Consider the following 12373-nt stretch of genomic DNA (forward strand, 5'->3'; position numbering starts at 1 on the left):
GTCATTACAGATTTATGTATGGAAAGCTGACTTTATGAATAAAAAAAATCGCTCCCCTTATGGAGAGCGATTTTCTTTCAAAAATTAAGCTTTTAATTTTGACATTGCAATTTCAGCTGCTGCAATCGTCGCTTCAATATCTGCATCACTATGTGCTGTCGATAAGAATAGACCTTCGAATTGAGATGGTGGCAAGAATACACCTTGTTCTACCATTTCACGATAGTAAGCCGCAAAGAATTCTAAGTTCGAAGATTTTGCTGCATCGTAATTAATAACTTGTTCATCTGTAAAGAAGATACCAATCATAGAACCCGCACGGTTAATATGATGCGGAATGCCATGTTTTTCAGCCGCTTTACGTAAGCCAGCTTCTAACATTTCAGCTTTACGCTCAAATTCTACATATGATTCTGGCGTTAACTGTACTAACGTTTCATAACCTGCTGCCATTGCAAGTGGGTTACCTGATAAAGTACCTGCTTGGTAAATCGGTCCGCTCGGTGCAACTTGGCGCATAATTTCTGCTTTACCACCGTATGCTCCTACTGGTAAGCCACCACCGATTACTTTACCTAAACAAGTTAAATCAGGTGTTACACCGTAATAACCTTGTCCGCAATTATAAGCAACTCGGAATCCTGTCATGACTTCATCAAAAATAAGCAATGCACCATTTTGCTCTGTTACTTCACGAAGACCTTCTAAAAATCCTGGTTGCGGAGGAACAACCCCCATATTTCCTGCTACTGGTTCTACAATTATACAAGCAATATCATCACCGAATTGTTCGAAAGCGTATTTCACACTTTCTAAATCATTATACGCTACTGTAATCGTATTTTTCGCTACACCTTCTGGTACACCAGGGCTATCTGGTAAACCTAGTGTTGCCACACCAGAACCCGCTTTAATTAATAACGAATCACCATGACCGTGGTAACAACCGATGAATTTCAAAATTTTATTACGTCCTGTATAACCACGAGCTAAACGTAGTGCACTCATTGTCGCTTCTGTTCCAGAGTTAACCATACGTACAATCTCAATTGATGGTACGCGCTCAATAACAAGTTTCGCTAATTTATTCTCAATTTCCGTTGGGGCACCGAAGCTTGTTCCTCTTTCAGCAACAGATTTTAAAGCTTCAACAACACGATCATTCGCATGACCATGAATTAAAGGACCCCATGATAATACGTAATCGATGTATTCATTTCCATCGATATCATATACTTTAGAGCCTTTTCCGCGCTCCATAAACAACGGATTCATACCAACAGACTTAAAAGCACGAACGGGACTATTTACGCCACCAGGCATTAAATCTTGCGCCTCTTCAAACGCCGCAATCGACTTATCAAACTTTTTCATTATTTAGCGCCTCCTTCTTGTAACCATCTCGCTGCATCTTTTGCATGATACGTAATAATTAAATCTGCTCCTGCACGTTTCATGCTAATTAATTTTTCAAGTACAACTTCTTTTTCATTAATCCAACCATTTTGCGCTGCCGCTTTAATCATTGAATATTCACCGCTTACGTTATAAGCAACGACTGGTAAATTAAAGTTATTTTTCACATCACGAATGATATCTAAGTAAGAAAGAGCTGGCTTTACAATTAAGAAATCTGCCCCTTCCATTACATCTGATTCTGCTTCACGGAATGCTTCCATACGGTTCGCTGGGTCCATTTGATATGTTTTACGATCCCCAAATTGTGGTGCACCGTGTGCCGCATCACGGAACGGCCCGTAAAATGCTGATGAATATTTCACAGCGTACGACATAACTGGTACATGTCCAAAACCATTTTCATCTAATGCATGGCGAATTGCTGTTACGAATCCATCCATCATGTTTGATGGCGCAATAATGTCCGCCCCTGCTTTCGCTTGGCTTACAGCTGTTTTCGCAAGGACTGCAAGAGACTCGTCATTTAAAATAATACCATCTTCAATTACACCGCAATGACCATGGCTTGTGAATTGACATAAACATGTATCCGCAACTACTACTAGCTCAGGGAATTCACCTTTAATTTGCTTAATTGCACGTTGCACAATTCCATGATCACAATATGCTGATGATCCAACTTCATCTTTTTCAGCAGGTAAACCAAATACAATAACAGAACGAATACCTAAATCAACAACCTCTTGCATCTCAGCTTGCAATAAATCTAAAGACATTTGATATACGCCTGGCATAGAAGGTACTTCATTACGAACATTTTCTCCTTCTAATACAAAAATAGGATAAATAAAATCTTCCGTATGTAAAAACGTTTCACGCACAAGCGCACGCATATTACCGCTTTGTCTTAAGCGACGATGACGATTAAATTGTAAAGAGTTCATAGATTTCTATCCCCATTCTTTTATTTTATAGATTCACAAATGCATTGTAGTAATGCTTCTACAGTGTACTCTTTCGGCATAATAACATGCGGAAAATAAAGGCTCGCCTCTTTTTCCGTAATAGGACCTATACAAGCAATTGTACATTTTTTTGTCCATTCTCTCCAGTTTGTACCCTCAAGTAAACGAACAAAACTAGTAACAGTTGAAGGGCTCGTAAATGTAATAATGTCTACTTTCCCTACTTCTAACGCTCCTATAAGCTCTTGCCTTTTCTCTACATTCTCTTCCGTACCATATACGATTAGCTCCTCTAGAGAAACACCAATTTCGCGAAGTGCAACTGGAATTACATCTCTTGCTAAATTCCCTTTCGGAAATAAAATGCACTCGTTTCCACTTAGTCTTTTTACAAACTCTTCTGCAAATACTTCTGCAACAAATGAAGTTGGAACGAAGTCCACTTGATAGCCCCGCTTTTCTAACTCTAACCTTGTTTTCACGCCTACTGCAGCAACTTTAGTCTTTGCGGGTAGCTTCTTTCTCAAACTATCTAGAAAAAAAGCTACCCCATTTTTACTCGTGAAAATAACCCAGTCATACGAATGCAGCTGCCCTGCTATATGTTGAATTTGCCTATGAGACATACCTTCCATACGCAAAAGCGGAATTTCCAATGGAATTCCGCTCTTTTCTTTCACCGCTACACTCATTTGTTTCGCTTGATGCTGGGCACGTGTAATTAATACCGTTTTGCCAGCGAGAGCGTTCATATTTATTGTTGCCCCTTATTTGCAGCAAGAATGAGTTCTTTTGCGCCTTGTTTAATTAAACGGTCCGCAGCCTCTAATCCTACTTCCTCTGGATTAGTTCCTACTACTGTCTCTTTCAACAAAATAGAACCGTCCATAGAACCGACAAGAGCTGTTAATTCAATTGCATCATTTTCTGTAAGAGTTGCATATCCAGCGATCGGAACTTGGCAGCCACCTTCAAGTTTATGAAGAAATACTCGTTCTGCCGCCACTGTTCTTTCTGTTACTGCATCATTCATATGCGCTAACAACTGTAGTAAATCCTTATCATCCTCACGGCATTCAATCGCTAATGCACCTTGTCCTACAGCAGGTACACATAACGTCTCATCTAAATGTTCTGTAATAACTTCATTATCCCAGCCCATTCTTTGTAATCCAGCTGTTGCTAAAATGATTGCATCGTAATCTTCTTCTTGTAATTTACGTAAACGTGTATCGATATTTCCTCGAATCCACTTCACTTGTAAATCTGGTCTCGCAGCTAATAATTGTGCACTGCGTCTTAAACTACTCGTACCTAAAATAGCGCCTTCTGCTAACTCTTTAAACGATGCTCCGCTTTTTGAGATAAAAGCATCACGAGGGTCAACACGCTTCGGTGTACAACCAATCATTAATCCTTCTGGAAGTACGGCCGGCATATCTTTCATACTATGTACAGCCATATCAATTTCTTTCGTAAGTAACGCATGTTCAATCTCTTTAACAAACAAGCCTTTTCCGCCTACTTTTGAAAGAGTAACATCTAAAATAACATCACCTTTTGTGACGATTTCTTTCACTTCAAATTCATATGGTAAACCTAGTGCTTTTAACTGATCAATAAACCAGTTTGTTTGCGTTAATGCTAATTTACTCTTTCGTGACCCTACAATAATTTTGCGCATAATTCTCTCTCCTCATTATAAATACCAAAAGTGGAAGTTGGATAAACTGCTTAATAGAAAAATATTGATTAGCATTACGAGAAATGCTCCGATGTTCCACTGCACGATTTTCTTCCCTTGCAACACATCTGCCACTCGTAAATATAGGCCAGTACAATATACAAATAGAACGACAAAAGACCCGATCACTTTCGTATCATACCAATGGAAATTGTCCAATTTCGTATATCCCCATATGCATCCTAATAAAATAGCTAATAAGAAAAATGGAACAGAAAATAAATTTAATCCGTAAGACATCGATTCTAGCTTCGGCAAATTCCCTAACCTTCTTAATCTCGCATTCCATTTTTTCTTTTTTAATAGGCGATATTGCAATAAATACATAATAGAAAAAATGAACGATACAGTGAAAGTTGCATAAGAAATAATAGCCATACCGACATGTACATATACAAGTTCTGAAACTAATTGCTCTGCCAGTACCGGCGACATCTTTCCGAGCGGTGTAAAAATAGAAAAAGCGCTTACGCCAAATGCGACAACATTTGTAAAAAAGACTAGAAAGTCAATTCTCATAAATCGATTAATGACTAACGACATCGTAATCAATAGCCAAACATAAAAATAAATCCCTGATAATAAAGTTAATATCGGGTTCGTTTCTGAATCTGTAGCCCTAAGTAACATAAAGATAGACTGCAGAACCCATACAATCGAAAGTAACCAAAAAGCAAATCGGTTCGCCTTTCGGTTACTTTGGAAATAATCTATAAAATATAAACTAATGCTACAAGCATATAAAATAATTGCAATATGATAAATAATACTGTTATTTAAAAAACTCATCCGATCATCCTTCCAAATTATAAAGATGGAACGGATGGTGTCCACGCTCTTTTATGTTCTACTTCTTCCGCACAACTCTCTACATCTTCCATTTCTAAGTCGAAAATCTTTGCAAATAACGCTAATTTTTCGTCTGCTCCTTCTTCAGCAGCTATTTCTTTCGCTACTAAAATTGGGTCTTTTAATAATTGATTAATAATACTTTTCGTATGCTTACTAATTACTTTTCTCTCACGATCACTAAGATTCGGTATTTTTCGTTCCAAGCTTTCCATCGTTTCACTTTGAATAGCAAGTGCCTTATCACGAAGAGCTGCTATTAACGGAACAACACCAAGTGTACTTAACCACGTTTTAAATAAAACAATTTCCTCTTCAATCATAAATTGAATTTTCTCTGCTTCTTTCAAACGCTCAGCACGATTTGCTTCCACTACTCCTTGCAAATCATCAATGTCATATAAGAAAGAACCTTCTAGTTCATCAATCGCTGGATCAATATCACGTGGCACTGCAATATCCACCATAAATAACGGACGACCAGAGCGCATTTTCTCTACCTTTGTCATCATCTCTTTCGTGATGACATATTCAGATGCACCAGTTGAACTAATTAAAATATCCGCTTCTAATAATGCACATTGCAATTCACTTAAAGGCTTTGCATGTCCCATATATTTCTCAGCCATTACTTCCGCTTTCGTAAACGTCCTATTCATGACTGTTACTTTTCGAGCACCGCTTCCATATAAGTTTTGCAGTGCCAGTTCACCCATCTTACCAGCACCAAGAATAAGCACATGACAATCTGTTAACTCACCAAATATTTTCTTTCCGAGCTCAACAGCAGCATAGCTAACAGACATCGCACTTTCACCAATCGTCGTTTCTGAGTGCGCACGTTTCGCTAACGTAACCACCTGCTTAAACAACTCATTAAAAATTGTGCCTGTCGCTTTTACTTGTTGCGCTTCTAAAAAGCTATCTTTTATTTGGCCTAAAATCTGTGTTTCTCCAACTACCATAGAATCTAAACCGCACGTCACGCGGAATAAATGATCTATTGCACCGTCTTGTTCAAAAATAGTTAAATATGGTGCGACTTCTTCTATTTCAAGCTGAAACCAATCAGCTAAAAACTTCTTAATATAATACCGTCCCGTGTGTAATTGATCGACAACAGCATAAATCTCAGTGCGATTACAAGTTGATACAATGACATTCTCTAACACGCTCTTTTGATTTTGTAATGTAGTCATTGCTTGCTCTAGCTCTGCTGCCTGAAATGTGAGTTTCTCACGAAATTCTACAGGGGCTGTTCGATAATTTACACTAACAACAAGAATATGCACGCAGCATGTCCCCCTTCACCCGTTTTATCACTTTATCTACTATCATAATACAACTTTCCTCTTATGAATCTGACAATCGTGTGAACAACCGATTATTTTTTATTTATTCTCCGTATGTAATAAAGGAGATTCAGTAAAACTAATAAAGACTTTCTACTTTATAATGATTATAAATTAATAACTCTATTTGTACGTTACCAAAAAAAGCACTCATAATCAAGTGATGGAAACTATTCCATATGAATTATAACATCATCTTTCCTATCTTCTTTCATCATGCAGGAAAATATGTATGATTGTTCCAAATCGTAACACAAACTTTCTCAATACAATGTATTTGACATTGTATTTCTTTTTCGTTATATTGATTTTACAAAATTAAATTGTACACAACTTAATTAGAAGGGAGTTATGTATGACAGAGAATTCTTTACATCTAGATAACCAACTTTGTTTTTCTATTTACGCCTGTTCTAAAGAAGTTACCCGCTTTTATCGACCATATTTAGAAGAGATGGGTATTACGTATCCCCAGTACATTACTTTACTCGTACTATGGGAGCAAGATGGACTAACAGTAAAAGAAATTGGAGAACGTCTATTTTTAGATTCTGGTACGTTAACACCTATGTTAAAACGAATGGAATCATTAAAACTTGTAAAACGCGTTCGTTCCAAAGAAGATGAGCGCAAAGTTTGTATTAAATTAACAGAACAAGGTAAAGATTTAAAAGAAAAGGCTTGTTCATTGCCGACAACAATGGCAACAAATTTAGGAATTACAGAACAAGAATATCGTTCTTTATTAATTCAATTAAATAAACTAATTGAAACAATGAAAACAATTAATGATAGAAAAGGGGAATAAACATGGATAAATTATATACTGCTTCAGTAACTGCTACAGGTGGAAGAAACGGAAAAGTAATTTCAGATGATGGCATATTAAATCTTGATGTAAAAATGCCGAAAGCACTAGGTGGTGCAGGCGGAGAGGCAACGAATCCAGAACAACTATTTGCTGCTGGTTATGCCGCTTGTTTTGATAGTGCACTACAGCTTGTCATTCGTACAAAACGTGTGAAAGTAGAAAGTACAGAAGTAACTGCTCACGTTTCTATCGGAAAAGATACAGATGGTGGTTTCGGCCTATCTGCTGTACTTGATGTACATGTTGCTGGCGTCTCTCATGACGAAGCACAAGAACTTGTAGAAGCCGCTCACGGTGTATGTCCTTATTCGAAAGCAACAAGAGGTAATATTGAGGTTATATTAAACGTACGATAAAAAAATTTAGTAAATAAAAAAAACGCGCGACATTCGTCACGCGTTTTTTGTTTTTGTCATTCTATGAATTGCCTTCCACGCTTCTTCTTTTCCAAGTCCTGTTTCAGAAGAGAATAGAACGATTTCATCGCCAATTTCAACAGCAAGCGTTTCTTTTACAACTTTTAAATGCTTTTGCCATTTCCCTTTCGGAATTTTATCGGCTTTCGTCGCAATAATAATTGTTGGGATTTCATAATGCTTTAAGAAATCATACATCATCACGTCATCATTTGTTGGTTGGTGACGTAAATCAACTACTAATACAGCTGCGTCTAATTGCTCACGTGTTGTAAAGTAAGTCTCAATCATCTTGCCCCATGCTGCGCGCTCTGTTTTAGATACTTTCGCATAGCCATAACCTGGAACGTCAACAAAATGCATCATCTCATTGATTAAGAAAAAGTTCAACGTTTGCGTTTTTCCTGGTTTAGAAGAAATACGTACTAACTTTTTACGATTTAAAATTTTATTAATAAAGGAAGACTTCCCGACATTTGAACGACCTGCTAATGCAATTTCTGGTAAATCACTGTCTGGATATTGTTCTGGTTTAACAGCACTAATTACAATATCTGCTTTTGTTACTTTCATTGTTTCACTCCTACTAATGCGTGCTCCAATACTTCATCTAAATGAGATGCAAGCACAAACGTAAGGTTTTCTTTTACGCTTTCTGGAATATCATCTAAATCTTTCTCGTTTTCTGCCGGCAAAATAATTTTTGTTAAGCCTGCGCGGTGAGCACTTAATGTTTTTTCTTTTAAACCACCAATTGGTAATACACGACCACGAAGTGTAATTTCACCTGTCATCCCCACTTCTTTACTTACAGGAATACCTGTTAGTGCAGAAATAAGTGCCGTTGCCATCGTAATACCTGCTGACGGTCCATCTTTTGGAACTGCTCCTTCTGGAACATGAATATGAATATCATTTTTCTCATGGAAATTCGGATCAATCTGAAGCTCTTCTGCACGAGAACGAATATAGCTAAACGCTGCTTGTGCGGATTCTTTCATAACATCCCCAAGTTTCCCTGTTAAAATTAATTTCCCTTTACCTGGCGCTACAGACACTTCAATCGCAAGTGTATCACCGCCTGCTGCTGTATACGCTAATCCTGTTGCCATACCAACTTGGTCTGTTTTTTCAGCTTGCCCATAACGGAATATGTGCTTACCAAGTAAATCAACAATGTTTTTCTCTGTTACTACAATACGCTTGCGTTCTGCTGTAACGATAATTTTTGCTGCTTTACGACAAACTTTTGCGATTTGACGCTCTAGCGTACGAACACCGGCCTCACGTGTATAATAACGAATAATTTCAAGAAGTGCTTCATCACGTACTTGTAAATTACCTTTTCGTAAGCCATGCTCTTTTAATTGTTTCGGCAATAAATGTTCACGGGCAATGTGAACTTTTTCAAGTTCTGTATAGCCAGCAATCGAAATAATTTCCATACGGTCAAGCAACGGACCTGGAACACTTGAAAGTGTATTCGCAGTTGCTACAAACATAACTTTCGATAGATCATACGGTTCTTCAATGTAATGATCACTGAAGTTATGGTTTTGTTCTGGGTCTAACACTTCAAGTAATGCTGCTGATGGATCTCCACGGAAGTCGTTAGACATTTTATCAATCTCATCTAATAAAAAGACTGGATTAACTGTTTTCGCCTTTTTCATACCTTGAATAATGCGTCCTGGCATCGCTCCAACATACGTACGACGGTGACCACGGATTTCAGATTCATCACGTACACCACCAAGGGATACACGGACAAAATTACGATTTAATGATGTTGCAATCGAACGCGCTAACGATGTTTTCCCGACCCCAGGAGGTCCTACTAAGCAAAGGATAGGTCCTTTTAATGAATTCGTTAACTTCTGCACAGCTAAATATTCAAGTACGCGCTCTTTCACTTTCTCGAGCCCGTAATGATCTTTGTTCAAAATTTCTTCAGAATGAGCAAGATCAATCATATCTTCTGTCGCTTCTGTCCACGGAAGTGCTAATAACCAATCCATATAATTACGAATAACACCGCTCTCCGCAGAACTTGCTGGTAACTTTTCATAACGGTCTAATTCTTTCAGTGCAGCCTTCATTGTTTCTTCAGGCATTCCTGATTGTTCAATTTTCTCACGAAGTTCTTCAACTTCCCCGCCCTTACCTTCTTTATCACCAAGTTCAGTTTGAATCGCCTTCATTTGCTCACGTAAGAAATACTCTTTTTGCGTGCGCTCCATTGAACGTTTCACTTTTTGTCCAATTTTCTTTTCTAAACTAAGTAACTCTTGTTCATCTTGAATAATTGAAATAAGTGTATGTAATCGTTCCTTCACAGATACAATCTCTAAGATTTCTTGTTTCTGCTTCGTTTTAATCGGCAAGTGAGAAGCAATTAAATCAGCTAATCTTCCTGGCTCTTCTACATCAGCTACCGTTGCAAATGTTTCATTTGAAACTTTTTTCGAAACTTTAATATATTGTTCGAAATGCTCCAGTAATGTACGCATAAGAGCTTTCTCTTCTAGATCATCTTCCACTTCTTCAGTTACCGTTTTGATAGAAACCTGCACTACATTCTCTTCTTCGATAAACTCTACTACTTCAGCTCTATGTAAACCCTCTACAAGGACACGAAGCGTACCGTTCGGCAATTTTAACATTTGCTTCACTTTCGCCACTGTACCTACACTATATATGTCATCTTCTTTCGGATCATCGATATTCATTTCTTTTTGCATCGCTAAAAAGATGATATTTTCATCCATTGCCGCCTGCTCTAGTGCTTGTATCGATTTATCACGTCCTACATCAAGATGCAGAACCATCGTTGGATATACGAGAACGCCTCTTAATGGTAGGAGGGGTACGATTCTTTCATTCGTATTCATACTAGACATAGCACCTCCATAATAAATTAAACTCCTGTTCAACTATTTTATATTACAATACATCTAGATGCAATTGCAGAGATTTTCCGCAATTGTAAATCCCTCGTTTTTTCTCCCTTTTAAAAAGGAAAAAAGACTCCGCTTAAGCATACAAACTTAAACGAAGTCTGGCAAATTTTATTATCGTTCATTCTCACATTGATTGTGCATCTGTTTCGTCTACAGTAGTATGTATATCAAGGTCTCGATGCATATTTTCCTGCATAAATGTTAGCTCAAATACTTCTTTTAACTTACGAACAGGAATGATTTCAATTCCTTTTATTGTATACAAAAACGGTTGCATGTTTTCAGCAGGAATGATGACTTTCTTAGCACCTGCTTTTTTCGCGGCTTTTATTTTTGCGTACACACCACCAATAGGTTTCACTTCCCCGTGTATACTTATCTCACCGGTCATCGCTACTTCATTACTCACATACGTACGATGCACCGCTGAATATACACCTGTTGCCATAGCAATACCTGCCGAAGGCCCATCAATTGGGATACCACCTGGAAAATTAATATGTATATCGTACCCTTCTGGCAACACATCTAGAGAACGAAGTACTGTTAATACATTATCTACAGAACCTTTCGCCATACTTTTACGGCGAATGGATTTCGTTTGACTACCAATACTTTCCTCTTCCACAATCCCGGTAACATTTACCGACCCTTTATCTTTCGCCTTGATTGCTGTTACTTCAATTTCTAATAACGCGCCTGTATTTGGTCCGTATACAGCAAGTCCATTTACAAGACCGATTCTCGGAATAGGATAAATACGTTTTTCATATTTCGGTGTAAGTTGACTAGAGTGAACAACCCACTCTATATCTTCATCTTTAATGAAAGAACGTTCTTCATTTATTGCCATACCAGCAGAAATTTGTACAAGGTTAATCGCTTCTCGTCCATTTCTTGCATACATCCCTATCATTTCAATACCATTTTCACCTATTTGCATTTCCACTTTATCAGCTGCATTCTTCGCTACTTTTTGAATCTCTTCTGTATCTAACTCACGGAAAAACACTTCTAAACAGCGTGACCGAATAGCAGGAGGAATCTCCTCTGGCGAACGTGTCGTCGCCCCAACTAAGCGAAAATCGGCTGGCAAACCTTTTTGAAAAATATCATGTATATACGTTGGAATCATCGAATTTTCTTCACTATAGTACGCACTTTCCAAAAATACTTTCCGATCTTCTAACACCTTTAACATTTTGTTCATTTGAATTGGATGTAATTCACCAATCTCATCAATGAACAAAATACCACCATGCGCATCTGTTACAGCCCCTTTTTTCGGCTGTGGAATACCCGCTTGCCCCATTGCACCTGCCCCTTGATAAATCGGATCATGGACTGAGCCAATTAATGGGTCTGCAATACCACGTTCATCAAACCTTGCTGTTGTCGCATCAAGTTCGATAAATGTTGCATTCGTACGAAATGGAGATTTCGGATTTCGTTTCGCTTCTTCCAATACAAGACGTGCTGCCGCTGTCTTCCCGACACCTGGCGGACCATATATAATTACATGTTGCGGATTCGGACCACAAAGAGCCGCTTTTAACGACCTAATTCCGTCCTCTTGCCCTACAATATCTAAAAAGGATGTAGGGCGTACCTTTTCCGCAAGCGGCTCTGTTAAAGAAATCTCACGCATTTTACGAAGCTGCTCTAATTCTTTTTTCGATTCTCGATCAATTGAAACTTTTTGTGTTCGCTGATTTCGAAGTAAATGCCAAAAATACAATCCGACAATTACACCAAAAACAAGTTGAACAAGTAAAAATATATTTGTCCAGCTCATAA

The 12373-nt window shown here is 38.0% G+C and carries 11 protein-coding genes; 2 read left to right on the forward strand and 9 right to left on the reverse strand.

All coding sequences use genetic code 11. The features are described from left to right. Positions 1-84 precede the first annotated feature (84 nt). Genes hemL through hemA form a run of 6 tightly spaced genes read right to left on the reverse strand, consistent with a single transcriptional unit; the run spans position 85 to position 6269 of the window. Positions 85-1374, reverse strand: coding sequence for a glutamate-1-semialdehyde 2,1-aminomutase (hemL, locus tag QCI41_RS12770; RefSeq protein WP_048541355.1), 1290 nt, complete (start codon positions 1372-1374; stop codon positions 85-87). Next, complete coding sequence (hemB, locus tag QCI41_RS12775) at positions 1374-2363, reverse strand: porphobilinogen synthase (protein ID WP_076540466.1); 990 nt, start codon at positions 2361-2363, stop codon at positions 1374-1376. Before hemB ends, hemL begins: the two co-directional genes overlap by 1 nt. 20 nt (positions 2364-2383) lie before the next feature. Continuing rightward, positions 2384-3136, reverse strand: coding sequence for a uroporphyrinogen-III synthase (hemD, locus tag QCI41_RS12780; RefSeq protein WP_353837360.1), 753 nt, complete (start codon positions 3134-3136; stop codon positions 2384-2386). Between the two features lie 2 nt (positions 3137-3138). Then, positions 3139-4068 (reverse strand): hydroxymethylbilane synthase, encoded by a 930-nt coding sequence (gene hemC, locus QCI41_RS12785; RefSeq protein WP_001226427.1) that lies wholly within the window; start codon positions 4066-4068, stop codon positions 3139-3141. 15 nt (positions 4069-4083) lie between these two features. Next, on the reverse strand, positions 4084-4917 hold the full coding sequence (locus QCI41_RS12790; RefSeq protein WP_353837359.1) for a cytochrome c biogenesis protein: 834 nt from the start codon (positions 4915-4917) through the stop codon (positions 4084-4086). A 17-nt stretch (positions 4918-4934) separates the two neighbouring features. After that, positions 4935-6269 carry a glutamyl-tRNA reductase gene (gene hemA, locus QCI41_RS12795; RefSeq protein ID WP_000547847.1) on the reverse strand — a complete coding sequence of 445 codons (1335 nt, stop codon included), beginning with the start codon at positions 6267-6269 and terminating at the stop codon, positions 4935-4937. A 415-nt stretch (positions 6270-6684) separates the two neighbouring features. Between hemA and QCI41_RS12800 the strand changes: the two genes are divergently transcribed. Continuing rightward, the gene (locus tag QCI41_RS12800; protein WP_000138543.1) at positions 6685-7137 is read left to right on the forward strand and encodes a MarR family winged helix-turn-helix transcriptional regulator; all 453 of its coding nucleotides are present in this window, start codon (positions 6685-6687) and stop codon (positions 7135-7137) included. A gap of 2 nt (positions 7138-7139) precedes the next feature. After that, on the forward strand, positions 7140-7556 hold the full coding sequence (locus QCI41_RS12805; RefSeq protein WP_046956275.1) for an organic hydroperoxide resistance protein: 417 nt from the start codon (positions 7140-7142) through the stop codon (positions 7554-7556). Positions 7557-7592: 36 nt separating this feature from the next. Here QCI41_RS12805 and ysxC read toward each other — a convergent pair whose 3' ends face one another. The 3 genes from ysxC to lonB form a co-directional block, all read right to left on the reverse strand. Continuing rightward, positions 7593-8189 (reverse strand): ribosome biogenesis GTP-binding protein YsxC, encoded by a 597-nt coding sequence (gene ysxC, locus QCI41_RS12810; protein ID WP_000869124.1) that lies wholly within the window; start codon positions 8187-8189, stop codon positions 7593-7595. After that, on the reverse strand, positions 8186-10516 hold the full coding sequence (lon, locus tag QCI41_RS12815) for an endopeptidase La (protein WP_000097312.1): 2331 nt from the start codon (positions 10514-10516) through the stop codon (positions 8186-8188). Before lon ends, ysxC begins: the two co-directional genes overlap by 4 nt. Positions 10517-10700: 184 nt before the next feature. After that, complete coding sequence (gene lonB / locus QCI41_RS12820) at positions 10701-12371, reverse strand: ATP-dependent protease LonB (RefSeq protein WP_120341421.1); 1671 nt, start codon at positions 12369-12371, stop codon at positions 10701-10703. Between the last annotated feature and the right edge of the window lie 2 nt (positions 12372-12373).

Source organism: Bacillus cereus group sp. MG4 (assembly GCF_040460055.1).
GTDB classification, from domain to species: Bacteria; Bacillota; Bacilli; order Bacillales; family Bacillaceae_G; genus Bacillus_A; species Bacillus_A wiedmannii.